This window comes from Streptomyces sp. NPDC055400, from assembly GCF_053644375.1.
Genome location: NZ_JBSHLM010000009.1, coordinates 47,849 through 73,074, shown reverse-complemented (window position 1 = coordinate 73,074; position 25,226 = coordinate 47,849). Strand labels below are relative to the sequence as shown.

Annotated in this window: 19 protein-coding genes; 3 read left to right on the top strand and 16 right to left on the bottom strand. The window is 70.5% G+C overall.

The window, feature by feature from the left end; translation table 11 throughout:
• Positions 1-205 precede the first annotated feature (205 nt).
• The 14 genes from ACWIGU_RS23825 to ACWIGU_RS23760 all read right to left on the bottom strand — a co-directional run bounded on the left by ACWIGU_RS23825 (position 206) and on the right by ACWIGU_RS23760 (position 18,446).
• Positions 206-2,239, bottom strand: coding sequence for a glycoside hydrolase family 31 protein (locus ACWIGU_RS23825; RefSeq protein ID WP_454403719.1), 2,034 nt, complete (start codon positions 2,237-2,239; stop codon positions 206-208).
• 57 nt (positions 2,240-2,296) lie between these two features.
• Entirely contained in the window at positions 2,297-3,133 is an 837-nt protein-coding gene (locus ACWIGU_RS23820) for a carbohydrate ABC transporter permease (protein ID WP_454403718.1), read from the bottom strand.
• Positions 3,134-3,138: 5 nt separating this feature from the next.
• Positions 3,139-4,089: a carbohydrate ABC transporter permease gene (locus ACWIGU_RS23815; RefSeq protein ID WP_454403717.1), complete on the bottom strand. Its 951-nt coding sequence runs from the start codon at positions 4,087-4,089 to the stop codon at positions 3,139-3,141.
• 20 nt (positions 4,090-4,109) lie between these two features.
• Positions 4,110-5,330 (bottom strand): sugar ABC transporter substrate-binding protein, encoded by a 1,221-nt coding sequence (locus tag ACWIGU_RS23810; protein ID WP_454403716.1) that lies wholly within the window; start codon positions 5,328-5,330, stop codon positions 4,110-4,112.
• 102 nt (positions 5,331-5,432) lie between these two features.
• Positions 5,433-6,422: a LacI family DNA-binding transcriptional regulator gene (locus ACWIGU_RS23805; RefSeq protein ID WP_454403715.1), complete on the bottom strand. Its 990-nt coding sequence runs from the start codon at positions 6,420-6,422 to the stop codon at positions 5,433-5,435.
• Positions 6,423-6,734: 312 nt separating this feature from the next.
• The gene (locus ACWIGU_RS23800; protein WP_454403714.1) at positions 6,735-8,843 is read right to left on the bottom strand and encodes a glycoside hydrolase family 6 protein; all 2,109 of its coding nucleotides are present in this window, start codon (positions 8,841-8,843) and stop codon (positions 6,735-6,737) included.
• A 484-nt stretch (positions 8,844-9,327) separates the two neighbouring features.
• Positions 9,328-10,596 (bottom strand): MFS transporter, encoded by a 1,269-nt coding sequence (locus ACWIGU_RS23795; RefSeq protein ID WP_454403713.1) that lies wholly within the window; start codon positions 10,594-10,596, stop codon positions 9,328-9,330.
• A 485-nt stretch (positions 10,597-11,081) separates the two neighbouring features.
• The gene (locus ACWIGU_RS23790) at positions 11,082-11,783 is read right to left on the bottom strand and encodes a hypothetical protein (protein WP_454403712.1); all 702 of its coding nucleotides are present in this window, start codon (positions 11,781-11,783) and stop codon (positions 11,082-11,084) included.
• Positions 11,784-12,401: 618 nt separating this feature from the next.
• Positions 12,402-13,745, bottom strand: coding sequence for an MFS transporter (locus tag ACWIGU_RS23785; RefSeq protein ID WP_454403711.1), 1,344 nt, complete (start codon positions 13,743-13,745; stop codon positions 12,402-12,404).
• A gap of 81 nt (positions 13,746-13,826) precedes the next feature.
• Positions 13,827-14,000: a hypothetical protein gene (locus ACWIGU_RS23780; protein WP_454403710.1), complete on the bottom strand. Its 174-nt coding sequence runs from the start codon at positions 13,998-14,000 to the stop codon at positions 13,827-13,829.
• Positions 14,001-14,181: 181 nt separating this feature from the next.
• A complete protein-coding gene (locus ACWIGU_RS23775) occupies positions 14,182-15,420 on the bottom strand; it encodes an APC family permease (RefSeq protein WP_454404010.1) in 1,239 nt (412 codons plus the stop codon).
• A 482-nt stretch (positions 15,421-15,902) separates the two neighbouring features.
• Positions 15,903-16,604: a GntR family transcriptional regulator gene (locus ACWIGU_RS23770; protein ID WP_454403709.1), complete on the bottom strand. Its 702-nt coding sequence runs from the start codon at positions 16,602-16,604 to the stop codon at positions 15,903-15,905.
• A gap of 37 nt (positions 16,605-16,641) precedes the next feature.
• The gene (locus tag ACWIGU_RS23765) at positions 16,642-17,412 is read right to left on the bottom strand and encodes a maleate cis-trans isomerase family protein (RefSeq protein WP_454403708.1); all 771 of its coding nucleotides are present in this window, start codon (positions 17,410-17,412) and stop codon (positions 16,642-16,644) included.
• A 146-nt stretch (positions 17,413-17,558) separates the two neighbouring features.
• On the bottom strand, positions 17,559-18,446 hold the full coding sequence (locus ACWIGU_RS23760; RefSeq protein ID WP_454403707.1) for a maleate cis-trans isomerase family protein: 888 nt from the start codon (positions 18,444-18,446) through the stop codon (positions 17,559-17,561).
• 537 nt (positions 18,447-18,983) lie between these two features.
• On the opposite strand from ACWIGU_RS23760, the gene ACWIGU_RS23755 reads away from it, so the two are divergent.
• Both ACWIGU_RS23755 and ACWIGU_RS23750 read left to right on the top strand, forming a co-directional pair.
• Entirely contained in the window at positions 18,984-19,934 is a 951-nt protein-coding gene (locus ACWIGU_RS23755) for a D-2-hydroxyacid dehydrogenase (RefSeq protein ID WP_454404009.1), read from the top strand.
• Entirely contained in the window at positions 19,931-21,376 is a 1,446-nt protein-coding gene (locus ACWIGU_RS23750) for an amidase (RefSeq protein ID WP_454403706.1), read from the top strand. Before ACWIGU_RS23755 ends, ACWIGU_RS23750 begins: the two co-directional genes overlap by 4 nt.
• Positions 21,377-21,499: 123 nt before the next feature.
• Here ACWIGU_RS23750 and ACWIGU_RS23745 read toward each other — a convergent pair whose 3' ends face one another.
• Together ACWIGU_RS23745 and ACWIGU_RS23740 are read right to left on the bottom strand one after the other, a co-directional pair.
• Complete coding sequence (locus ACWIGU_RS23745) at positions 21,500-22,018, bottom strand: DUF3830 family protein (protein WP_454403705.1); 519 nt, start codon at positions 22,016-22,018, stop codon at positions 21,500-21,502.
• Positions 22,019-22,081: 63 nt separating this feature from the next.
• Entirely contained in the window at positions 22,082-23,566 is a 1,485-nt protein-coding gene (locus ACWIGU_RS23740; RefSeq protein WP_454403704.1) for an NAD-dependent succinate-semialdehyde dehydrogenase, read from the bottom strand.
• A 220-nt stretch (positions 23,567-23,786) separates the two neighbouring features.
• On the opposite strand from ACWIGU_RS23740, the gene ACWIGU_RS23735 reads away from it, so the two are divergent.
• Positions 23,787-25,058, top strand: coding sequence for an aspartate aminotransferase family protein (locus tag ACWIGU_RS23735; RefSeq protein WP_454403703.1), 1,272 nt, complete (start codon positions 23,787-23,789; stop codon positions 25,056-25,058).
• Positions 25,059-25,226 lie beyond the last annotated feature (168 nt).

Here is a 25,226-nt window from a genome sequence, read left to right as displayed (position 1 = left end):
GCCGGGGCGATGCACGACCTGCGCGACCTGGTGAGCCGGCTAAGCGGCGCGCAGGGTGACGAGAAGTTCGAGACTCAGTACCGGCAGGGCAGGGAGAGTCCGGTCAGCGAGGCGGTACAACGAGCGCTGACAGCACCCCCAGGCTCAGAAGCGACCGCGCCGGGGTGCTGGGAGCCCCAGGGGCTCCCAGCACCGGGCCGCTCCGTCAGCCGCTCACGGGCAGCTGGGCGTCGTCGCGCAGCAGGAGTGGAATCCGGTCGAGTGGGGCGTCGACTGTGTGCCAAGAGCCTCCCTCGTACGTCGCGTCCGTCCAGGCGCACCTCCAGCGTGCGCCCGTCGGCAGATAGACCTCACGGCGCGTTGCGCCGGCGGTTGTGACGGGAGCGACCAGGAGATCGGGGCCGAGCAGGAACTGATCGGCGACCGTCCAGGCCGTCTCGTCCTGGGGGAACTCGAGGAAGAGCGGGCGCATCGGGGGCAGCCCCTCACGGGCGGCGGTGGCCATCTGCTCGGCGACATACGGGCGGAGGCGCTCGCGCAGTTCCAGGTAGCCTCGCATGATCTCGTACGCCTCTTCGCCGTACGACCAGACCTCGTTGGGGCCGCCCGTCATCTCGCCGCCCAGGGGCAGCCACGGCAGCCGGAAGCCGTGCAGGCGGAAGATCGGGCAGAGCGCGCCGAACTGGAACCAGCGGACGAGGACTTCGCGGTAGGCCGGGTCATCGGGGTCGCCGCCGTGGAAGCCGCCGATGTCGGTGGTCCACCAGGGGATGCCGGACAGGCCGATGTTGAGACCCGCGGCGATCTGTGCGCGCAGGGCGGCGAAGTCCGTGCCGATGTCTCCGGACCACACGGCGGTGCCGTAGCGCTGGCTGCCCGCCCAGGCGGAGCGGGAGAAGGACATGCCGTCGGTGTTGCCGGAGGCTGCCATTCCCTCGTGGAACAGGCGGGCGTTTTCGCGCGGGTAGAGGTTGGCGACCTCCTGGCCGTGACCGGCGTGGTACCGGAGGTTGGCCGGGTGGCCGGGCTTCATCTCCGGCTCGCAGGCGTCCAGCCACCACAGATTGATGCCGAGGCGCTGGTAGTTCTCCTGGACTTTGGACCATACGTAGGCGCGGGTCTCGGGGTTGGTCGGGTCGTAGAAGGAGACCATGACGCGATGGTCGGCGCCCTTGTCGATCCATGTGGCATGGGCCGGGGTGCCGTACTCGTTGGCGGCGAACAGGCCGCGGCGCTCCAGTTCGTCGTAGTTCTCGCTGGAGCGGTTCACCGACGGCCAGATGGAGACCATGAGCTTGACGCCGAGCTCGTCGAGTTCCCGGACCATGGCGGCCGGGTCGGGCCACTCGGCGGGGTCGAACTTCCAGTCTCCCAGCCGGGTCCAGTGGAAGAAGTCGGCGACGATCACCGAGATCGGCAGACCCTGGCGTTTGTACTCGCGCACGACCTCGAGGAGCTCGTCCTGCGTCCGGTAGCGCAGTTTGCACTGCCAGAAACCGGTGGCCCAGTCGGGGAACGCGGGGGCGTGGCCGGTGGCGTCCGCGTAGGAGCGGAGGATGTCTGCGGGCTGCTCGCCCGCGGTGATCCAGTAGTCGATCTGGCGGGCGCTGTCGGCGACCCAGCGGGTGCCGGTCCGCACCATTTCGACACGTCCGACGGCGGGGCTGTTCCACAGGAGGCCGTAGCCTCGGCTGGACAGCACGAACGGGATGGTGATCTCCGTGTTGCGCTGCACCAGGTCGATGACGGTGCCCTTCTGGTCGAGCAGTCCGTGCTGGCGCTGCCCGAGGCCGTACAGCCGTTCCGCCTCGTATGCCTGGAAGTTCTGCTCCAAGCGGTGGTATCCGTGCCCGACAGGGGTGTGGACGCGGGTGCCGGGCCACCAGAAATGGGCGGGGCGCTCGGCGAGGAGTTCCGTTCCGTCCTCGGTGCGGACGAAGCGCAGTACGCCGTCGACGGTCAGCTCTGCGGTGATGCGGCCGTTGACCAGGCGGGCGGGCGGCACCGGATCCGCGGGTGAGCCCAGGCCGTTCTTGAAGACGGTCAGGCCGGCCAGGTCCGGGACGATGATCTCGGCCTCGGTGTCGGCGGGCCCCAGGAGGGCGCCGGGGATGTCGTCGCGGAGCGGGCCGAGTGCGGTCCGTACTCGGACGGAGTCGGGCCCCCAGGGCTCGATACGCAGCGACTCGTGCCCGCCGTGCCACTCCAGGCCGCCGTCGTGTTCCCGGAAGGTGCTCAAGGTGTTTCTCCAGTGCAAAGAAAAGAAGGGGTGCTTGGTCCTGGCGCCTGGTTCCGGTCAGTCCTTGACCGAGCCTCCGGTGATCCCGACCGCGATGTACCGCTGGGCGATGACCAGCAGTACCGCCGCCGGGATGGAGGCGAGGACGGCCGAGGCCATGAGGGCGTTCCAGTCGGTGGCGTTGGCGCCGATGAAGCGGTAGATGCCGACGGTGACCGGGGTCACCGCGTCGCGTGAGGTGAGAGTGATCGCGAAGAGGAAGTCGGCCCAGGAGAACAGGAACGCGAACAGGCCCGCGGTGATGAGGCCGTTGCGGCTCATGGGGACGACGATGCGCAGGAAGGTGTGCCAGGACCCCGCACCGTCCAGCGCTGCGGCCTCGATGACCTCGGTGGGGATGTCGCGCAGCTGGGCGCGGAGCAGCACCGCGGCGAACGGTACGGACAGCGTGGACTGAGCCAGCATCAGCCCGATGGTGTTGTTGAGCAGTCCGAGCTCGCTGTAGAGCGCGAAGAGCGAGTTGGCCTTCACGATGCCCGGGACCATCTGCACGATCAGCAGGACGAACAGCAGCAGCGCGGCCCAGCGCAGACGGAACTTCGCCAGCGCCCACGCCAGCGGAGCCGCGAGGGCGAGGGTGATCAGTACGTTGCCGCAGGCCACGAAGAGGCTGATGACCAGGTGCCGTCCCTGGGTGTCGAAGGCGGCGCGGTACCCGTCGAGGGTGGGATCCGTGGGGAACCACTTGGGCGGGATGCTCAGCAGGGCATGGCCGGGCTGGAGCGAGGCGTTGACCATCCAGTACAGCGGGAAGAGCAGGACGCCGACGATCACGAGGGCGATCACCGTGCTGCTCCAGCGGCGGGCAGCACGCAGGGCTGCGGGAGACGACATCGGGACTACCTCTCCAACTGTTCGGCGCGCACGGTGCGCAGGTACACGAGCGCGAAGAGCATGGCGATGACGATGAGGACGTTGCTGACGGCGGCGCCCTGGCCGAACTGCAGGTTCGTGAAGGAGAGCGCGTACGACCAGGTGGACAGCAGTTGCGTGGAGTCCGCCGGGCCGCCTTGCGTGAGCACCATGACGACGTCGAACGCCTTGATCGTGTAGATCAGTCCGAGCATCACCACGACGGAGGTGGTCGGGCGCAGCAGCGGCCAGGTGACGTGGCGGAACTTCTGCCAGGCGCCCGCGCCGTCGAGCGAGGCGGCTTCGTACAACTGCGGTGGAATGGACTGCAGGCCGCCGTAGAGGATCACCATGTTGAAGGGGATGCCGATCCAGACGTTGGCGATGACGATGGCGGTCATGGCGTGGTCGGGGCTGACCAGCCAGGGGACGGGGTCATGGATGAGGTGCAGGCTGAGCAGCACCTGGTTGACCACGCCGTAGTCCTGGTCGAGCAGCCAGCGGAAGACGGTGCCGGAGACCAGGAGCGGCAGCAGCCAGGGCAGCAGGAGCAGGGCACGCAGGGTGCTGCTGAGCGCGAAGCGACGGCGGAAGAACAGTGCGAGGCCGAGGCCGATGGCGAACTGCAGGATCAGCGAGGCGATGGTGAACACGGCTGTGTTCCACAGGGACGTGGAGAACAGCTCGTCGGTGAAGATCGCCGTGTAGTTGGCGAGGCCGGTGAAGGGGGCGCCGCCGTTGTAGAAGGACGTCACCGTGTAGTCCTGGAACGACATGACCAGGTTGGCGACGACGGGGTAGCCGAAGAAGATCACCAGGTAGAGGACGGCGGGGACGTAGAAGCTCATGCGTGCCAGTCGCGCCCGGCGGGCGGCGCCGGCGGTCCGGCTGTCCCGGTGTGCTGCGGAGCGGACAGGCTTGTCCAGAAGGGTCGTCATGATGAGGGCACCTCGCCTGATCAGTGGTCTGCGGACCGGGCCTGGCGCTGAGCGGCGGCGAGGGACTTCGCCGGGCTCAGCTGTCCGATGGCGGCGTGCTGGAGTGCGGTGTACAGCGCCTTGGACACGGCCGGGTAGGCGGTGCCCAACTCGGCGGTGCGGGACCGGGCGTTGGGCGCGCTGGCCACAAAGGGGGCGAGGTCCGGCTGCTCCCTGACCAGTTGCTCTGCGACTGCCGGGTCGGCGGGTACGTCGGCTCGCAGCCGGGCCCACTGGATCATGTGGTCCTTGCTGAGCACACAGTTGAGGACCTGGACGGCCTTGTCCTGCTTGTCTCCCTTGGGCACCGCCCAGGTCTCGCCGCCGAGCGGGGTGACCGAGGGGGAGCGGCTGTCCTGCGTGGGGAGCGGCACGACGCCGTAGTCGAGCCCCTTCTCGGCAGAAAGTGCGGCCAGCTGCCAGGAGCCGTTGATCATCATGGCGGCGTGGTGGCCGATGAACTGCTCCGCCACGTCCGACTGCTGCCAGTTCAGCGCCGACTTCGATATCGAGCCGTCCTCGAAGAGCGACGTCCAGTACGTCAGCGCGGACACCGACTCGGCCGAGTCCAGCTGTGCGAAGTCCGCGCCCGCGCCCCAGAAGAAGGGTTCGTACTGCCAGGAGCCTTCCTCGGTGGCGACTGCCGAGAGGGCAAGGCCGTAGCGGTGCTCCTCGGTGAGCTCGGCCGCGCTCTTGCGGAGTTCCTTCCAGGTGGTGGGCGGCTCGAGGCCTGCCTTCTTGAAGACGGCCTTGTCGTAGAAGAGGGCGAGCCCGTTCACACCCGGGGCGACGCCGTACAGCTTGTTCTTGTACGTGCCCGCCTTGAGGACGCTCTCGTAGAACCCTTCGGTCTTCACCCGGCCTTCGAGCGGCAGCAGAGCTCCCGTCGAGGCGAGCTTGGGCAGGTCCGGGTTGTCGCTCAGCACCAGATCCGGGAGGGTCTTCGCGGCTCCGTCCCTCAACAGCTTGGGTACCAGTTGTGCGCGGGGCATGACCTCGCGCACGACGCTCACGCCGGTCTGACGTCCGCAGGACCGGAGGATCTCGGTCAGGGCCGTGTTGCCCGGCTCGGCGGTGTAGTAGTCCGAGACGGTCAGGGTGTTCGGCGGTGTGTCGGCCGTGATGAGTCCGCAGCCGCTCAACGTCGTGGTGAGGGCGAATGCGGCGCAGGCGGCGGTGGCTGCGCGGGTGCGGGGGGACAAAGGTGTGCCCTTCGGGGTCGTAGGGAGGGCCGCGCGGACGACTGCGCGGGGGCACGGCGAGAGCGCCGTCGGTCACCGGCAGGTGGCGGCAGAGGGTGCAGATCAGGAGGACGGGGGCGGCCCGCTGCTGGCCCGGACGGTGAGCCGCGGCTCCAGCAGAGTGGGCGCCCCGCCGGAGTCGGTACTCCTGCCGTCCAGCAGCTGGCTGAGCAACTCGACGGCTCGCTCCGCGAGTGCGGCCGCGGGTACTGCGACCGAGGTCAACTGCGGGGTGCCTGCGGTCGCTACCGCGTCCGAGCCCACGACGACGAGGGACATGTCCTCGGGCAGGGCCCGGCCGAAACTGCGCAGAAGGGGCGCGAGGTGCGGGGTCGCGGCTTCGTTCTGCACGATCAGAGCCGTGGCGTCCGGGCGCTCCTGGAGCACCCGCGTCAGGGTGCCCGCCGTGCTGTCCCAGTCCCCCTCGACCGACCGGTGCGTGAGCCGGACCCCTCGGACCGCGGCCCGCTCGAGTGCGCCGGCAACGGTCCGTACGGCGAATCCGGTGCGGCGCCGGTACGCGGCCTCGGGCGCGCCGAGCAGTATCACCTCTCGGTGGCCGAGGTCGGCGAGATGGTCCACGCACAGGCCTCCGGCCGCACGGAAATCCAGGTCGACGCAGGTCAGGCCGGCCGGATCGTGGGGCAGGCCGATCAGCACCGTCGGGACCGGCAGCCCTCGCACGGTCTCCAGCCGCGGATCACGGATCCCGATGTCCATCAGGATCAGTCCGTCGAGCAGGGCGGCGTCCAGCACACCGTGATCCGCGTGGTCGGTGAGGAGAAGGATGTTGCTGTGGTGGCGGCGCGCGGCGACAGTCGCGGACAGCATGAACTCGGCGAGGAGCGGCCGGTGCGCGCCGTCATCGACGCGCACGGCCAGCCCGATGGCGTGCGAACGGGTGGAAGCCGGCCGCTGGTAGCCCAGAACAGCGACGGAATCGAGGACGCGCTGACGGGTCGGCGGCGATATGGGGCGCTTCCCGCTGAGCACGTACGAGACGGTGCTGACGGCGACGCCTGCGTGCCGTGCCACCTCGGTGATGCCGACCATCCTGAGCTGCCTGTCTTCCCAGTCCTACTGCTCCCGTGACCGAACCGCCGTCGAAAGATTTCGATGCGTCGGTCTGCGCGTTCATCTGCGCGACGACAACGGAGAGACTAGGTACGGACCCTCGGGCCGTCCATGTATCGCCGAGATTTTCGACGAATTTCGACGACGGCGTCACGTCGGCACGCCGCCGGGGGCCGGAACGCCCCGTCGCGCCACGACAGGCGTCGCCCCCGCCACCGCGAGACGCACGCGGCGACGGGGGCGACAGGACGGGCAGGGGCGCATCAGGGCCACGAGGCCGGTCAGGTCAGGTCAGGGCGCGGTGCCCCAGCTCAGGGTGCCGCCCACGTACACGCCGATCTTCGACGCGTCGGCGTACGCCGTGTTCGTGGAGCGGCTGTAGTCGTCGGCCTCGTTGAAGTTCGACCAGTCGGTCTTGTTGAAGCGCAACTGCATCTCTCCGGTGGAGGCCCCCGCCGCGAGGGTGCCGCTGCCGAAGCCGACCTCCAGGTAGTGGCTGGCCCCGGCGGCCGGACTGCCCGAGGCCGTCACGTTCTGGGTCAGGGTGCCGCAGCCCAGCACCGCGTAGTCGCAGGCGGTGCTGAAGCTGCTCGCACCGGCCTCGGGGGTGAACCAGTAGCGCACCTTCACCGTGGACAGGTTCACCGCGGTGGTCCCGGTGTTGACCAGCTGCAGGCCCATCCGGATCTGGTTGTCGGTGGGGGAGGAGTCATTGTTCTTGTACTGGACTTTGAGGGTGCCGGTGCCGGTTCCGCCCCCGTCTGACGTGGTGGCCGAGACCGCCGCGGAGGCCGCCGAAGCATTCCCGGCCGCGTCGCGGGCCTTGACCGTGTAGCTGTACGACGTGGAGGCGGTGAGCCCCGTGTCGGTGAAGGAGGTGGTCGCCGAGGAGCCCACCTGCACCCCTGCGCGGTACACGTCGTACGCCGTGACGCCGGTGTTGTCGGTCGACGCCGTCCAGGACAGCGAGACGCTGCCGCTCGTCTTGCCCGTGACCGTGAGGCCGGTCGGTGCGGTGGGCGCCTGGGTGTCGCCACCGCTGCCGCCCAGGGGCGGGTACGCATTGTGCAGCAGCTCCTGGAACTGGGCGGAGAACCAGTGGCCCGCCAGCGGTGAGTCGGGCAGTGCGCCGGTCAGGTTGTTGCCGTTGCGCCCGTTACCCGTGTACGTCGGATCGCACATCTGGTCGAAGCCCTTGCCCTCGTCGTTCGCGATGGGCTGGCTGTTGCCGTCCGACTCGCCCGGGGGCTTGGCCCAGACGTACGCGTCGATGCCGGATTCCGGGGCGGTGGTGGGCCGCTCACCGATGCCGGCCCCCTTCTGGTTGCACCAGTTCCCCGGGTGGATGCGCCGGTCGATCCGGCCGCCGTTGACGTAGTCGTCGACGTTGGTCAGCGGGCCGGCGGCGGTGGGCCGGGCGGAGCCGCCCCAGCCGTTGCGGGCCGTGTCGATGAGCATGCCGATGTTCGAGGCGAAGCCCTGATTGACCATTTCCGTGCGCAGGGCCTGCGCGAAGGAGAGTTCGTCGACGTAGAAGTTCCAGTCCACCCACTTGGACTGACGCACCGTCGTTCCGTTCACCGAGTCGGTGACCTTGAAGTACGGCTCCTTCAGAGCCGAGTAGTTGGCCGTGTTGACGATGAAGCCCTGGACGTCCGCGACCGTGGCTCCTTCGGTGGTCGCGGCCTTCTTGAACTCCTGGGCCGCCGGCACGAAGTTGGTGTCCCAGCCCAGCCAGCCGTGGTGCCCGGCGTCGATGTAGTTGTAGACGTTGGGGATGGCCCCCAGGGTGTGGAGCGCGTAGCCCACACCCTTCTCGTAGTTGCCGTTCGCCTTCATGGTCGCGCACTGGGTGGTGGATCCGGCGGTGCCGCCCGCGTTGGTGACGAGGTTGGGCAGTGAGTCCGGTTCGATGATGGTGACGATGCGCAGGTTCGCGTAGGCGGGGTCGTCGAGGATGTCGGCCATGGGGTTGATGTACTCGGTCTTGTACCGGTCGAGTTCGGTGGGGCCGAGTTCACCGTTGGAGGCCAGCGCGGCACAGTCGCGTCCCGGAAGGTCGTAGATGACGACCTGGAAGAGGTTCGCGCCCTGGTCGAGGGCCTCGTCGAGGTGCTCGCGCAGGCTCATCGCGTCTCCCGCACCCTCGATGGCCGCGATGCGGTCCATCCAGACGAACGAGGGTTCGTCGGCGATGACGCTGCCGCCCGGCTCCGCGGCGGCCCTGGCGGACCACTGCGGGTTCACATACGCCTTGGCTCCGGCGTACGGGTTGTCGACGCGGGCCGCGGCGGAAGCCGGGGTGGGGACGGCCACGGCCAGGGCCGCTCCGAGCGCCAGGGCGGAGAGTGCGGCGAACTTCCTGCGTATCCCGTGCCGGGTAGAACTTCGTGATCTCATGCGGCTCCGTTTCCTTTCCTGCGTGCGCCTTCGGGCACTCCCCGAAGGCGGGTCGAGAGGTTGTTCCGGGGCACCGCTGTGCTTACGGCTCGGTGCCCCGAACCAGGTCACCGTCGACATGGATCCCGAAGGCGCACGCGGCGATTGACAGGCCGAGCGGCCTGCCCGGGCCGCGGGGTAGGGAACGCTGTACCGGAATCATGACGTTCGCTTTCCTCGGCCGAGAGCAACCGGGGCACGGGCGCGCGACAGCGCCCATGCCTTGGGTTCATGCCTCGAAGGTGTGGGGTGCAGAGGGTGGGGAAGCGCGCAAGTCTTGATGGTGGGAGCGCTCCCAAAGTGGCGCGGTGATGCGCACCTGTCAAGTGTTGAATCGCAACCGCCTTACGTATTGGGCAACTTGACCGTAACCGAACGACCCGGCCGCCCACCTCGCGACGACAGCGCCCCCGCAGAGCGACCGGGCGATCCCGCTCTCCGGTGTTCAGCGTGCCTTGCGGTTCGTGGACGAATCCCGCCGTGTGACCGGCAAACTCGGCGCCGTGGATGCTGTGGGCGCGGACGCCTTCGGCGCGTCCGGTGATGAGCCCCGCAGCCCGTCGAGCGCCAGGGCCGTCATCACCACCGCGGCCCCCGCCGCTACACCGAAACCGCCGTGCGCACCGCCCGCGTCCACCACCCGCCCCGCGATCGCCGCGGCGCCCGCGATTCCTGCCGCGCTTGCGGAGTTGCCCCAGGTGAACGCCTGGGTGAGGACGGCGCGCGGGACCGACGACTCGGTGAGGACGGAGGTGAGGATCAGTAGGACCGGCACCGCGAGTCCGGTCAGGGCGAGGGTGGCGCCGACCGCGAGGGGAGCTTCGAGGAAGGTCAGCGGGAGGCTCGCGAGGGTGAGGCAGGCGGCGGCTGCGGCCTGGTGACGCCGGGGTGAGCCGCCCTGGCGCCATGCTCCGTAGGCCCAACCACCGGCCAGACTGGTGCAGTTGGAGGCGATATAGAGCAGCGCTGCCGCGTCCGGCGTGCCGCGTCCGACGGCGTACGCGGTAACGGACACCTGCATGGCGCCGAAGAACACCCCGAGCGCGAGGCCGAGCGCGACTTGCCGCAGGAATGCGGAGCGGAGCAGGGCGCGTCCGGCATGCAGGCGTTCGGCGCGGCCGGTGAGGGGCGGCATGGTGCGGCGCTGGGCGGCGAGGGCGAGCCCGCCGCCGACGACGAGCGCGGCGGCGAGCAGTACCCCGGCGTCTGGGTGGCCCGCAGCGCCCAGGACGCTCACCAGGGCCGGCCCGGCCAGGTAGGACACGCCGTTGGCGAGGGCCTCCAGGGCGAAGGCGGTGGGCAGCGCGGCAGCCCGTTCGCCGGACAGCAGGGCGGACCAGCGAGCGGCGGACAGGGCGCTGAGCTGGGGAAGCGTTGCCCCGATGAGCACTCCGGCGACGAGGTCCGGAACGGCGTCGGTGAGCAGGAGGGTCACGGCCCCGGCATGCGCGCCCAGCGCGTATGGAAGTATCCGCGCCTGCCCGAACCGGTCGACCAGGCGCCCGATCTGGGGGCCGGCGACGGCGTCCGCGACAGCGAATCCGCCGGTGACGAGGCCCGCGGCGGCGTACGACCCGGTGCGTGCGTGCACCAGCCAGACGATGCCGATCCCCGTCATGGCGATGCCGATACGCCCGACAGCGGCGGGAAGGAAGAAGGCCGCGGCACCCGAAGTGCGCAGCAGGGTACGGTAGTTCGCCGACGCCGAAGGCACGACGCATCCCTTTCGCCGCCCGGCGGGACGCGCCACACGGGGTCGTCGGCGTCCGGATGTGCCGACCCGTGGCTGCGCCTGAAGCCGTCCAGTGGTGGCGTGGAGCGGGGACGCGCACCCCACGCCGACTCCGTCACCAGGCAGATGTCCTGCGGTAGTTGATGACCTCCTCGAGGGAGTAGAGGAACAGCGCGCAGAAACGAACAAGGACGGACAGCACGGGACTTCGCCCTGCTCCCGGAGGCCGCCGCACGCCTCCACACTCGCGAGGTCGCGGACCATGGCGCTGGGGGAAGCCGATCGCGAGTCGATCTCAGGCACCTGCCAGAAGTGACCAAGTGAACGGCGCTTCGGGCGATACGAGGTCTCTCGGCGGCATCTTCGCCGACCCTGCACCCCTTGCTGAGCTGCGGAACGAGTTGAACGCTGGCGGGCGCGAGGCGGTGCAGAGTTCTCGGACTCGTCAGCCGCTCTCGCTTCGGGGGCTATGACGGGATGAGGACGGTAAGCCATTCCGCTTCGCGTGGGCGGTACCCGTATCGATTCCACAGCCCCGACACGATCGCCGGTACGTGGCCGGCCCCGTAGACGATGGCAACCCGGAGCGGTTCCTCGCCGCGCTCCGTGTGGATCTCGCCGAGCGCGTCGAGCAACCGCTGGTCGCGCCGCCCCATCATCGCGTGCTCGACATCATTGTCTGCCAGCATCTCCGCCCGCAGCGTCGACGGCAGGTCCTCCACCACCAGGTCCTCGTCGAGGAAGGCGCGCGGGCCGCGCAGCGCGAACACCAGGCCCATGACGGGCGCCGCGATCATGAGCAGGAGGTACGTCGAACGCGGCAGCGTCTTCAGTTCCGCGAGAGCCTCCGCCGCGGTCACATCCGGGTTGACAACCGGCACGCCCTCGGGAAGCAGCAGCCCGTCGCTCTGCTCCTGGAGGCCGTTGCGCCGCCGGCGTGGTGCGAACCGGTAAGCGAGGGTCAGGGAGCTCACTCCGGCCGACCTTCCTCGGATTCCCTCGACGACGATGAGGTCGCATTCTCTGAGCCTGAGACGGACTTGGGAGTAGAACGTCGGCGAAGCCACATGCAGCATCGGGAAGATCACAAACTCAAATGGCTTTCCCGTCCGTCGCATGGTGATGACAGCAGATCGGACGGCATAGCCGGTCACCTCGATAATCTGCATGATTTCTTCCCCGCGAACCTCGCCCGGTCTTCACGCACTTCTCGTCCGCCCGTACCAGAACACGAACTTGCTGAGGCCGCGGTTCCCTGACCGGCGCCGGTCGTGCCATCGGACATCGAGGTATCGAGGTATCGAGCAGTGACGTCTGCGACACCAACTGGCCGCCGACTATCCCTGGGGTTCATGTGCTCGGGTCGGCTGAGACACGCTTCTGGCCCAGTAAAACTCTTTCCTGCGTGGCCAGTTGGCAATTGTGCCGTGCGGGGGAGTGGGCGGTGGGGGTGGATCGTTACGGGAGGCTCTGAGAGGTTGGCCGACGTGGGTGCCGACCGGCATCGGCAGATTCGGGACGGCATACCCGAACTCCACAGTGCCCAGAACCGGGATGTCACGGTCGCCAAGGACATCGAGGACTATCTCGGAAAGGGTCGGGGACGCGTGGGCCCCGAGTCCGCCGATCTCGCACCGAGCGCAGCTGCTGTGCTCTTACCCGCGGTCAGACGTCCTTTCTTCCACAGCTCGCAGACGTCCCTTCTTCCACAACTCGACGGCTGCGTCGTCGCGTTCGATAGCGGGGCGGGGCGGGCCGGTTGCTGCCACGACCCGCCCTGAGGCCGATCACGTTCCGGCGGGCCGCTCCTCCGTCTCCTGCGGTGCCGGCTTCTCCACCGTCAGGCCGGAGTCCGCGCGCCGCGGTATGAGCAGCAGTGCCACGAAGGAGAGCACGCAGCAGCCCACCATGTAGATGCTGATCCCGATGCTCGACCCGGTGTCCTCCAGGATCGCCGCGGCGATCAGCGGCGCCGGGCCGCCCGCGATGACCGAGGCGAGCTGGTAGCCGAGGCCGGCGCCGCTGTAGCGGACCTGTGTGCCGAAGCCCTCCGCGATGAGCGCGGCCTGAGGGCCGTACTGCACATCGTGGAAGACGAGGGACAGCACGATCGCCAGCAGCACCAGGCCCGACGACCCGGTGTTCAGGAGCGCGAAGTACGGGAACGCGAACGCGGCGACGCAGGCGATTCCGATCCCGTACACGAGGCGGCGTCCGATCCGGTCGGAGAGATGGCCGAAGAGCGGGATGGAGACGAGCCCGACGGCGGCCGCGACGAGCGTGTCGTCGAGCAGGTCGCTGCGGGCGAGGCCGAGGTGTTCGGTCCCGTAGGCGAGCACGAAGGTGATGAAGAGGTAGAACGGTGCCTGCTCGGAGAGGCGTACGAACGCCGCTGTGAGGACCTCACGCCACTGGTGGCGCAGCACTTCCCAACCGGGCATCCGGACCACGGCCCGCGCGTTCTTGACCGCGCTGAAGTCGGGGCTCTCCACGACCCGCAGCCGTACGTACAGGCCGATCGCGATGAGGACGGCGCTGGCCAGGAAGGGGATCCGCCAACCCCAGCTCTCGAAGTCGGCGCCGGTCGCCGAGGTCATCCAGCGGACCATGCCGGTCGAGGCGAGCAGTCCGAGCGGCACACCCATCTGCGGCCAACTCGCCATCAGGCCGCGGCGTTTTCTCGGACCCCACTCCATGGCGAGCAGCACCGAGCCGCCCCACTCACCGCCGACGCCGATGCCCTGCACGACGCGCAGGACGACGAGCAGGATCGGCGCGGCGAGGCCAATCGAGTCGTACGTGGGCAGGCATCCGATGAGAACGGTGCTCACCCCCATCAGCAGGAGTGTGATGACGAGAGTGGACTTGCGGCCGACTCGGTCGCCGAAGTGTCCGAAGATCGCGGCACCGACGGGGCGGGCGGCGAAGCCGACGAACTGGGTCGCGAAGGAGGCGAGGACGCCGGTGTAGTCGGACTGGCCGGGGAAGAACAGGTGCGGGAAGACGAGCGCCGCGGCCGTCCCGTAGAGAAAGAAGTCGTACCACTCGATGGCGGTGCCCACCGTGCTGGCGACGACAGCGCGGTTGCGGTGGCTGCGCGTGGCAGCCGTCTGTCCGGTGCTCGTACCCACGGTGAATCCCTTGTCTTCGGCGGTCGAGCCGCGTTGAGTGGCGGGAGGCTGCCGTGAGACTGCTCTCGAGTCAGGGACATGTCAAGGAATTGGGTTCCGGGCTTGCTGGGTGGACTGCTCGGTGCCGACGCATTCCAGGACTTGGTCGGCGCCGTCGCCGACGACCGCGACGGTGTCGCCCTTCTGTACGGCGGCGGCGATGGCGACCCACCAACCGGTGCCCATCACGTCGGAGCAGGCAAGCGGGTCGGGCACGTGTGCGTCGGGGGCGGCGACGAGGGTGCCGTCCGCGTTCGGGCTCGCTGCGCGGCCAGGTCGGACCGTGTCGGTCTTGCCAGATTTCCGGGCTGCACCTCGTCACCGGCTTCGAGCACACCAGCACGCGTCCGTGACGTCGGGGATCCTCGTTCCCGCGGCGTCCGCCTCGACGAGTGCGCTACCGCGTAGCCGCGTGGCGGACGCCGTAAGCGGCGGCGCCGGCGAGGAGTACGGCGGCTCCGGCGATGACTGAGGTCAGGGGGAGGGCGAAGGCCAGGACGAGGCAGCCGACGAGGCCGAAGGCGGGGATGATCCGGGCAGGGCGGCCTTCGGCCGGGCTCAGGGTCCAGGCGGAGGCGTTGGCGATGGCGTAGTAGGCCAGGACGCCGAAGGAGGAGAAGCCGATCGCTCCGCGCACGTCCGTGCTCGCGGCCGCTACGGCGACGACGGCGCCGACGAGGAGTTCGGCCCGGTGGGGGACCTTGAACTTCGGGTGCACGGCGGCGAGGGCGCGGGGCAGGTGGTGGTCGCGGGCCATGGCCAGAGTGGTGCGGGAGACGCCGAGGATGAGGGCGAGCAGGGAACCGAGGGCGGCGACGGCGGCGCCGATGCTTACGACGGGGACGAGCCAGTCGGCGCCGGCCGCGCGCGCGGCCTCCGTCAGAGGTGCTCCAACGGCTGCGAGGCCGTCCGGGCCGAGGACCAGCAGGACGGCGATGGCGACGGTGGTGTAGACGACAAGGGTGATGCCGAGGGCGAACGGGATGGCGCGCGGGATGGTGCGCTGCGGGTCGCGGACCTCCTCGCCGAGGGTGGCGATGCGGGCGTAGCCGGCGAACGCGAAGAACAGCAGGCCCGCCGCCTGGAGCACGCCGCCGGCAGTCGCATCCGAGGCGATGTGCAGGCCGGCCGTGTCCACGGCGCCGGAGGTGAGGGAGGCGACCACGACGGCAGCGAGCACCGCGAGGACGAGGGCCACGATGACGCGGGTGAGCAGGGCGGACTTCTGGACACCTGTGTAGCTGACCGCGGTCAGGGCCACCACGGCGGCCACCGCGACGGCGTGTGCCTGGCCGGGCCAGACGTAGGAGCCGATGGTCAGGGCCATGGCCGCGCACGAGGCGGTCTTCCCCACGACGAACGCCCAGCCGGCCAGGTGGCCCCAGAACTCGCCGAGCCGCTCACGCCCGTAGACGTAGGTGCCGCCCGAGGCCGGGTAGAGGGCGGCGAGCCGGGCGGAGGAGGTGGCGTTGCAGTAGGCGACCACTGCGGCCAGGGCGAGACCGAGCAGGAGACCGGAGCCGGCCGCGCGGGCGGCCGGGGCCAGGGAGGCGAAAATCCCGGCGCCGATCATCGACCCCAACCCGATCATCACCGCGTCCGGCACCCCCAGGCGCCGCTGGAGTTCGTCCGGCATCCCGGCTGCTTGTGGAGGCGTGCCGCTCAACGTTGTCTCTCCTTGCCGGACGGTACCCGCGGACTGTTCCGCGGTCCGCGCGCACGATAAGGCAGCAACCTGAACACCGCGTGGCTCGCCCCGAGCGATCCCCGCGCTGCCCTGCGGGCCAGCTGTCCCGCTCAGGACGCGCGCACCGACCTCCCGCGGATGCAGGACGACTGGCCCGGCGTACGGCGCCCCCCCGCCGTCCAGGGAAGGACGGCGGGCCTCACGAGTGGCCGCCCCCCTCGTGCCGCCGTGCACAGTGCGCCACTGCCGGTTCCGAGGAAGCATCCGGCCGGCACTCGCGGCCGGAGCCCACCGGATTCGGCGGGCCCGCCTGAGCGGCGGCGAGCGTCGACACCAGGAAGCGCCGACTCAGTACATGCCCGATCTGCCCATCCGGGAACTCTGTGAGGAAGCCGCCTGGGATGGGGGACCCATGAGTGACTCTTCGTGTGTCAGCCTGCCGCCGCGGCCGAGGTGGCGGACTCCGGCGCCAGGTCCGGGCCCGTCAGTCGATGGACCGCGTCCTGCATGTGGTCGTCGAGCAGGGCGAGGAGCCGGGACTCATCCCCGTCGCGGAGTGCCTCGATGAGGCCCGCGTGCTCCTCGACCAAGGCGTCGGGGTCCGGGTGGTCCTCGGTGAGGGCCGACAGACACATCCGGGTCTCCACGAAGAGTGTCTGCGCGATCCGCTGCAGGCGCGGGCTGCCGGACTCCTCGACGAGGGCCTGGTGGAAGTCCATGTCGGCCGTGCTCAGGGCCGCGTAGTTGCGGCGGCGGGCCGCCGTCTCCATGGTGCGGTGCACCCTGGCGAGGCGGTCCGCCGTGCGCTGCGGATCCCCCTGCAGCACGAGGCGGCAGGCGGCGGACTCCATGACGGTGCGGGCGAGGTAGATGTCGCGGACATCGTGCTCGTCCAGCCGTGTCACGAAGACGCCGCGGTGCGGGGCGCTGACGGCGATGCCCTGCTGCACGAGGCGTTGCAGTGCCTCGCGCAGCGGCCCCCGGCTCACGCCGAGCTGGCCCGCCAGTTCGGCCTCGCCCAGCTGGGTGCCCGGGGCGAGGCTGCCGTCCATGATCGCTTCGGTGAGCTGGGTGGCGATGACGGTCGCCGCAGGCTCCCGCTTGACCGGTCGCAGGGGTTTCGCAGTGGCCATATTCAGTTCGTTTCCTCGGATCGGGGCGGCCGTCGGATCACACGGTCGCGGGGGTGGGTGAATCAGGCTGCCGGGTCAGGCGGAAGAGCGATCCGAGTCCCTCGCGCGGCTCCGTGTCGCCCGCGAGACGCAGCCCTTCCCAGGCGGTGACCTGGTTGGCCGTCAGGACGGGCTTGCCGACGGCCTCTTCGAGTTCGTCGAGCCAGGCGGCGCTGTGCAGCGCGGTGTCGGGGAGCAGGATCGCCTCGGCGTCCGGGTGGTCGTTGCTCCTGGCCAGCTCCAATACCTGTTCGCGGCCCAGCGTCCCGACCTCGGCGGCGGTGATGATGCCGCGTCCGGAGACCTGTACGACCTCGGCGCCGTGGTGCTCCAGGAACCGCACGAAGTAGCCGGCCACGTCGTCCGGGTAGGTCGCGGCGACGGCCAGGCGGCGCACGCCGAGCGCCTGCACGGCGTGGGCGAAGGCGAACGAGGTGGAGGAGGTGCGCTCCACGGGCAGACCTGCGGCCTCGGCGAGTTCGGCGACCTGCTTGCGGGCGCCCTCGGGGCCGAAGACGAAGCTGGCGCTGGTGCACGCCCAGATGACCACGTCCTGTGGCTGCGCGAGGAGCTCGCCGAGGGATGCCTTGAGGCGGTGCGTGGCACCCATCTCCAGGAGGTCGTCCACCCGGTGGGCGTCCGTGCCGATGTCCGTGTGGACGAGGGTCAGCCGGACGGCGCCGCCGATCAGCTGCTCCAGGCGCGGGTAGTCGTCCTCGGCGGAGTGGCCGGGGTAGAGGAACCCGACACGCGCCGTCTTCTCGCTCATGCTTCAGTCGTCCTTTCGTGGCGGCAGTCTACTGCGGAAACCGGCCGGCTGTAGATTGTTGACAGTCGGTCATCGGCTGTCCGTTACGTGCGAAGAGTGTGCGTACCGGCGGCCTCGTGCGTGGAAGCCGCCGGTGTGGTCGCTCGTCAGGCGAGATCAAGGCCCGTGGCCGGCTCGTCCACCGGCGTCGGCGCCGCGGGCTCGGTGGTGGCGGCGAGCGGCCCCCGCTCGACGGCGGCCGTAGCCGCGGGAGAAGGCCTCATGCCCTGCCTGCGGTACGGGGCCAGGGCGGCGCGGGCCGCGGGGTCGATCAGTGACTGGTAGTCGCCCGTCGGCTGCGCGCCCGCGTGGCGCAGAGCCGACCACATGGTGACCTGGTTGGCGGAGATCACCGGGATCCGCAGTTCGGCCTCCAGCTGCGGGAGCACGTCGTACGTGGCCAGGTTGGTGCAGCTGATGAAGAGGCAGTCGGCGTCCGTGAGGTCCGCGGACCTGGCCAGCTCCACGACGTCCCGGTAGCCGACCTGCCAGATCTCTCCGGTCAGGCCCATGTACTCACGGCCGACGACATCGATGTCCGCCTGGGCCAGGTAGTCCGCCAGGGCGTCGGTCAGCGACTGCGTGTACGGGGTGATCACGCTGACCCGGCGCGCACCCAGCTCCTGCAGTGCCTCGAGCAGGGCACCCGAGGTGGTGACGGAGGGCATGCCGCGGCCGGAGCCGCTCATGGAGGCACACATGGCCCGCTCGTAGGCGATTCCGCCGACGAAACTGCCGGAGGTGCAGGCGTACGCGAACGAGACCGGACGTACGGCGTCGAGCGCGGTGACGGCGTGCTGGAGCGTCTCGTGCTCGCTGATCAGGCGCGCCATGTCCACGCTGACCTCGACCGGCACGTACGGGGTGCGGGTCAGGTGGAGGGAGATCTCCTCGGGGGTCCAGCGCCACAGTTCGCGGTCGAGCGCGAAGTCGAACGGGGCGACCACGCCGATGCCGCGCTGCGGTACCGGTCCGCCGAAGGTCGTGATGTCCAATGCAGAGCCCCTTCATGGCTGCACGCGTACGGGATGCGGGCCGTACGCCTGAGGTGGACGTGGTGACAAGGTCGTGCCGAAGGGCGGTACGGGGTGGCCGCCCGGCCCGCGGACGGTGCGGGTTTCGGTCGGTCGGCCTCCGGGTAACCGAAGTGCGCTGTAGATTGTTGACAACGTAAAGACGCGCTGCTTAGCGTGTCAATCCCCGTAGGGGAAAGGCTCGTTTTCTGAGGTGAGCGAGCGGGTGGACGGCGGTGGGGAAAAGGGCTCCGGCATCTTCGGACACCCGTCTCATTCCATGGTGCTTCTTCGTCCGTCGTCGTGCATGCCGTGTCCGTGATCTGCTGCCGATCACACGGGGACACACCGTCGTTCACCCGCATCCCGCCCGCCATCCGTCCCCGTACGACCCGCCGTCCGCACCCTGTCCCACCGACCGTCGCCGCAGTGCCGAGCGACCGAAGGACCGCCGTGACGAAGACCGAGAATTCCCCAGCCCCCCGTGTCCTGGTGCTTGCCGACCAGCGGCCGCCCGGCATGGACGACGTGGCCGCCCACGCCGACCTCGTCTGCGTCCCCGAGGAGCGGCTCGCCGCAGAGCTGCCGCATGCCGACGCGCTGCTGGTCTGGGAGTTCGGCACCCAGGCCCTGCCCGCCGCCTGGCCGGCGCAGGGCGGCCCGCGCTGGGTGCACACCGCCAGCGCCGGAGTGGACCGGCTGATGTTCCCCGCCCTGCGCGACTCCGACGTCCTGCTGACCAACTCGCGGGGCGTCTTCGAGCAGCCCATCGCGGAGTACGTGGCCGGCCAGATCGTCGCCCTCGCCAAGGATTTCGTGGGGACGTACGACCGGCAGCGCGAGCGCGTCTGGCAGCACAGGGTCACCCAGCGGGTCTCGGGAACGCGCGCGGTCGTGGTGGGCGGCGGGCCCATCGGGCGGGCCGTCGTGCGCACCCTGCGGGCGCTCGGACTGCGGGTGGACCTGGTGGGGCGCACCCGCAGGGACGACGACCCCGAGGTCGGCACGGTGCACGCCTTCGACGAGCTCGACGCGCTGCTCGCGGTCGCCGACTGGGTGGTCTGCGCGGCGCCGCTGACGGACCGGACCGAGGACATGTTCGACGCGGCGGCGTTCGCGCGGATGAAGCGCGGCGCCCGTTTCCTGAACGTGGGGCGCGGACCGCTCGTCGTCGAGAAGGACCTGCTGGCCGCCTTGGAGGAAGGGCAGCTGGGCGGCGCCGCCCTGGACGTGTTCCGGCAGGAGCCGCTGCCCGCCGACAGCCCGCTGTGGGACGCGCCCAACCTGCTGGTGTCACCGCACATGTCGGCCGACACCGACACCTGGCTGGAGGACCTCGCCGAGGTCTTCGCCGACAACTTCGCGCGCTGGCGGTCCGGCCGCCCGCTGCGCAACGTCGTGGACAAGAAACTGGGCTACGTACCGGTCCCGGCCGGCGCCCGGACCGCATCCCAGGAGGGCCCCCGATGACCAGCACGAGCACCTCGTCTCCCCAGGAGCCGTACGCGCTGACCGCCACCGAACTGCTCACCGCGTACGAGACCGGCGAGCTGTCCCCGGTGGAGGCCGCCGTCTCCGTGCTCGACCGCATCGCTGCGGTCGACGGCAAGCTGAATGCCTTCTGCCTGGTCGACCGGGACGAGGCACTCGCCCGGGCGCGCGCGAGCGAGGAGCGGCGCGGCCGCGGCGAGCCGCTCGGACTGCTCGACGGCGTGCCGACGTCCATCAAGGACCTGCTGTACACCAAGGGCCGCCCCACGCTGCGCGGTTCGCTGAGCATCTCGGCCGACCGCGCGTGGGACGAGGACGCGCCGTGCGTGGCGCGGATGCGTGAGCAGGGCGCGGTGTTCGTCGGCAAGACGACGACCCCGGAGTTCGGCTGGAAGGGCGTCACCGACAACCCGCTGACCGGTGTGACCCGCAACCCGTGGGACCCGTCGACCACGTCGGGCGGCTCGTCGGGCGGCAGCGCCGCCGCGGTCGCCGCGGGCATGGCGCCGCTCTCGGTGGGCACGGACGGCGGCGGCTCGGTACGCATCCCGGCCGCGTTCTGCGGCATCTTCGGCATGAAGCCGACGTACGGGCGGATTCCGCTGTACCCGGCGAGCCCGTTCGGCACCCTCGCACACGCCGGGCCGATGACCCGCACCGTTGAGGACGCGGCGCTCCTGATGGACGTCGTCACCGGCTTCGACAGCCGCGACTGGTCGGCCCTCGAGGCGCCGCGCGGCAGCTACCGCGCCGCCGTCGCCGAGGCGCTCGCCCAGGGTTCCCTGAGCGGGCTGCGGATCGCGTACGCGCCGACGCTCGCGGGCGCCCCCGTGGACCCGCAGGTGGCCGAGCGCGTCGCCGCTGTGGCCCGGCTCCTTGCCGAGCTCGGCGCCGACGTGGAGGAGGCCGACCCGGGCTTCGACGACCCGGTCGAGGCCTACCACACGCTGTGGTTCTCGGGCGCGGCCAAGGTCGTCGAGAACCTGCGCCCGGAGCAGTTCGCCCAACTCGACGCGGGCCTCCAGGAGGTGTGCCGCGAGGGCGCCGCGAAGAGCGCGCTCGACTACCTGGGCGCGGTCGACACCCGGATGGCGCTCGGCGTGCAGATGGGCCGCTTCCACGAGACGTACGACCTGCTGCTGACGCCGGCCGTCCCCATCCCCGCGTTCGCGGCGGGCGTCGAGGTGCCGCCGGGCGGCGAGCACAAGCGCTGGACGGGCTGGACGCCGTTCACGTACCCGTTCAACCTGACGCAGCAGCCGGCCGCCTCGGTGCCCTGCGGTGTGACGGACGCGGGCCTGCCGGTGGGCGCCCAGCTGGTGGCGGCCCGGCACGGAGACGAGCTGGTGCTGCGCGCCTCGGCGGTCCTGCACGCCGCGCTGCGGGAGGCGGGCGCGGTGGACATCGTGCCGGTCGGCTGACACGAGGCCGCACAAAGGGGGCGGGCCCGCGATCTCATCCCGGGCCCGCCCCCATTGCGTGCTGTCCGGCCGCGCCCGGCGCTGCGCCGTCGAAGCGCCGGGCACAGCACGTGTGGTGCTGCGTCAGACGCGCTTGAACTGCAGCGACTCGCCCAGCGCGCCCGCCCGCCACAGGTCCTGCGAGGCCTCGGCGAGGCGGTCCAGGCCCTCGACGACCGTGCCCCAGACGATGCCGGGGACCCAGCCCTGGTCGCCATTGATCAGCAGGTTGTTGCGCTCGTAGAACAGGGCCAGGTCCACGACGATGTCGCGCTCGGCGTGCGCGGCCTTGGTGTCCTGCTGGCCGGCGGCGGCCTCGTAGCCGTACGAAGCCGTGCTCATCTGGGTGCTGGAGAAGGTGAAGTAGCACAGGTCGCCCGGGATGGGGGTGATCGTGGGGTTCTCCAGCGGGGGCTCCTGCGGGGCGAAGGCCGGGACGAGGGTGTAGATCTCGTTGCGCGCGTACTTCGCGTGGTAGACGTCGCTGCCCAGCGGCAGGGCGTTCCAGATCGCCTCGCAGGTGATCGGGGCGCGGTCGTCGAGCAGCTTCGCGGTGGCGGTGACGCCGCGCTTGGGCAGGGAAACCTCGATGAAGCGGTCCATGGGTGTCGCAGCTCCGGTTCGGTGGTCCGTCGATACGTGGGCGTGGGCAGGTGGCGCGTGGCGTCAGCCGAGCGGCATGGCCAGGTAGCGGGTCTCCAGGAACTCGTCGAGGCCGATGCGGCCGCCCTCGCGGCCGAGGCCGGAGGCCTTGACGCCGCCGAAGGGCGCGGCCGGGTTGGACACGACGCCCTTGTTGAGGCCGATCATGCCGGTGTCGAGCCTCTCGGAGATCCGGAAGGCGCGCTCCAGGTTCTCGGTGAACAGATAGGAGACCAGGCCGTACTCGGTGTCGTTGGCCGCGGCGATCACCTCGTCCTCGTCGGTGAAGGTGAGGATCGGGGCCACGGGGCCGAAGATCTCCTGGCTCATCAGGGCCGACTCGGGGGAGACGCCGGTGAGCACCGTGGGGGCGTAGAAGTAGCCCTCGCCCTCGGCGTGCCCGCCGCCGGTGACGACCTTCGCACCGCGCTTGACGGCGTCCGCGACCAGCTCGTCGACCTTCCCGCGGCCCGCCTCGTCGATCAGCGGGCCGACGTCGGTGCCGGTCTCGGTGCCGCGGCCCACGGTGAGCGAGCCCATGCGGGCGGCGAGCCGCTCGGCGAACTCGTCGGCGACGGACTCGTGCACGTACATGCGGTTGGCGGCGGTGCACGCCTCGCCGATGTTGCGCATCTTGGCGGCCATGGCGCCCTCGACGGCCTTGTCGAGGTCGGCGTCGGCGCACACGATGAACGGCGCGTTGCCGCCCAGCTCCAGGGAGACGCGCAGCACGTGCTGGGCGCTCTGCTCCAGGAGGAGGCGGCCGACCTGCGTGGATCCGGTGAACGACAGCTTGCGGATGACGCCGCCGCGCAGCAGCGGTTCGACGACCTCGCCGGGGCGGGAGGTGGTCAGCACGTTCAGGACGCCCTCGGGCACGCCGGCCTCGACCATGATCTCGGCGAGCTTCAGCATCGTCAGCGGCGTCTGCTCGGCGGGCTTCACGATCATCGTGCAGCCCGCCGCGATCGCCGGGCCGATCTTGCGGGTGCCCATGGCCAGCGGGAAGTTCCACGGCGTGATGAGCAGGACCGGGCCGACCGGGCGCTTCATGACGACGAAGCGGTCCTTGCCGTCGGGGGAGGTCTGGTAGCCGCCCTCGACACGGACGGCCTCCTCGGCGAACCAGCGGAAGAACTCGGCGGCGTACGCCACTTCGCCACGCGCCTCGGCCAGCGGCTTGCCCATTTCCAGAGTCATCAGGAGGGCGAGCTCCTCCTGGTGCTGCATCAGGAGCTCGAAGCCGCGGCGGAGGATCTCGCTGCGCTCGCGCGGGGCAGTGGCCGCCCACTTCTCCTGGACGGCGGCGGCCGCCTCGGCGGCGGCTCGCGCGTCCTCGGCGCCGGCGTCCGCGACGGTGCGCAGCTCACGGGCGCGCGAGGGGTCCTCGACGCCGAACGTCGCGCCGGAGGCCGCCGGGCGCCAGCTGCCGCCGATGAACAGCCCGTCGGGCACGGACGCGACGACGAACTCCTCCTGCTGTGTCTGCTGCTCGGTACCTGCGCTCACTTCGACTCCCGGCTCGATGGTTGTGCTCCCGGCCCGACTCACTCGTGGACAGCCGTGGAATTGCATGCTTGCATGAGTGTAGGTTGTTGACAATCCTACGAAGTAGCCTGATGTTGATCTCCGTAGATCCGCAGGTCCGCGACGCGGTCCGCGGCGACCCGCGAGGGGTCTTCCCTGTCCGCCATGCAGTCCCCGTAGGTCATCGAGCGAGGAGCCGTCCATGAGTGCCTTGTCCCCCGTCCTCAAGCAGGCCACGCCCGTCCTGGCCGAACGCGGCGAGGGCGTCTACCTCTACGACGCGTCGGGGCGGGCCCATCTGGACTTCACCGCGGGCATCGGCGTGACATCGACCGGCCACTGCCACCCCAAGGTCACCGCGGCCGCCCAGGAGCAGGTCGGCAAGCTGGTCCACGGCCAGTACACGACGGTGCTGCACCGGCCGCTGCTCACCCTCACCGAGCGCCTCGGCGAGGTGCTGCCCGAGGGCCTGGACTCGCTGTTCTTCGCCAACTCCGGCAGTGAGGGCGTCGAGGCGGCGATGCGCCTGGCCAAGCAGGCCACCGGCCGCCCCAACATCGTGGTCTTCCAGGGCTCGTTCCACGGCCGCACCCTCGGCGCCGCCTCCCTGACCACCTCCGCCTCCAAGGTCCGCTCCGGCTTCGGCCCGCTGATGCCGGGTGTGGCCGTCGCGCCCTTCCCGAACGCCTACTACTACGGCTGGGACGAGGCGACCGCCACCAAGTTCGCGCTGCGCGAGCTGGACCAGGTGCTGGCCACCATCAGCGCGCCCGCGGACACGGCCGCGTTCATCATCGAGCCGGTGCTCGGCGACGGCGGCTTCGTACCGGCCAACGCCGCGTTCCTGCAAGGTCTGCGCGAGCGCGCCGACCGCCATGGCATCCAGCTCATCCTGGACGAGGTGCAGGCCGGTTTCGGCCGCACCGGCAAGTTCTGGGGCCACGACCACTTCGGCGTCCGCCCCGACATCCTGGTCACCGCGAAGGGCCTGGCCAGCGGGTTCCCGCTGTCGGCGATCGCGGCCTCCGAGGCGCTCATGGCGAAGGCCTGGCCGGGCTCGCAGGGCGGCACCTACGGCGGCAACGCGGTGTCCTGCGCCGCCGCCATCGCCACCCTCGACGTCATCAAGGAGGAGAAGCTCGTCGAGAACTGCGCGGAGCGCGGCGACCAGCTGATCGCCGGACTGCGCGAGGTCGCCGCCGCCCACCCGGCGAGCGACGGCGTCGGCGGCATCGGCGACGTCCGGGGCCTCGGCCTGATGCTCGCCTCCGAGATCGTCGACGGCGAGGGCAACCCCGACGGCGCCACCGCGGGCAAGCTGCTCACGGCGGCAGCCGAGCGCGGCCTGCTGCTGCTTCCCTGCGGCGCCCACGGCAACGTGGTCCGGATGCTGCCGCCGCTCGTCGTCAACGAGAACCAGATCGACGAGGCCCTGCGCCTGTGGGGCGAGACTGTCAAGGCGGTCCTCGGCTGACCTCCCGGTAGGCCGCGGGGCGGTGCCCCTGGGATGTCCGTGACACCTGCGATACCGCCATGCCGCCCCGCCCCGTCCGCGCGCCCCGGCCGGCCCTGCCGAGCCGGGGCGCTGCCACGTCCGGGACATACGCCCCGGCCCCGGTCCGGTTTCGCACCACCGGCGTTC

Coding starts and splice junctions, on each gene's coding strand:
- ACWIGU_RS23820 (WP_454403718.1), bottom strand. CDS start 3,133: ATGTCGTCTCCCGCAGCCCTGCGTGCTGCCCGCCGCTGGAGCAGCACG.
- ACWIGU_RS23775 (WP_454404010.1), bottom strand. CDS start 15,420: ATGCCGGACGAACTCCAGCGGCGCCTGGGGGTGCCGGACGCGGTGATG.
- ACWIGU_RS23750 (WP_454403706.1), top strand. CDS start 19,931: ATGACCAGCACGAGCACCTCGTCTCCCCAGGAGCCGTACGCGCTGACC.
- ACWIGU_RS23790 (WP_454403712.1), bottom strand. CDS start 11,783: ATGCAGATTATCGAGGTGACCGGCTATGCCGTCCGATCTGCTGTCATC.
- ACWIGU_RS23770 (WP_454403709.1), bottom strand. CDS start 16,604: ATGGCCACTGCGAAACCCCTGCGACCGGTCAAGCGGGAGCCTGCGGCG.
- ACWIGU_RS23800 (WP_454403714.1), bottom strand. CDS start 8,843: ATGAGATCACGAAGTTCTACCCGGCACGGGATACGCAGGAAGTTCGCC.
- ACWIGU_RS23765 (WP_454403708.1), bottom strand. CDS start 17,412: ATGAGCGAGAAGACGGCGCGTGTCGGGTTCCTCTACCCCGGCCACTCC.
- ACWIGU_RS23745 (WP_454403705.1), bottom strand. CDS start 22,018: ATGGACCGCTTCATCGAGGTTTCCCTGCCCAAGCGCGGCGTCACCGCC.
- ACWIGU_RS23805 (WP_454403715.1), bottom strand. CDS start 6,422: ATGGTCGGCATCACCGAGGTGGCACGGCACGCAGGCGTCGCCGTCAGC.
- ACWIGU_RS23815 (WP_454403717.1), bottom strand. CDS start 4,089: ATGACGACCCTTCTGGACAAGCCTGTCCGCTCCGCAGCACACCGGGAC.
- ACWIGU_RS23755 (WP_454404009.1), top strand. CDS start 18,984: ATGGACGACGTGGCCGCCCACGCCGACCTCGTCTGCGTCCCCGAGGAG.
- ACWIGU_RS23735 (WP_454403703.1), top strand. CDS start 23,787: ATGAGTGCCTTGTCCCCCGTCCTCAAGCAGGCCACGCCCGTCCTGGCC.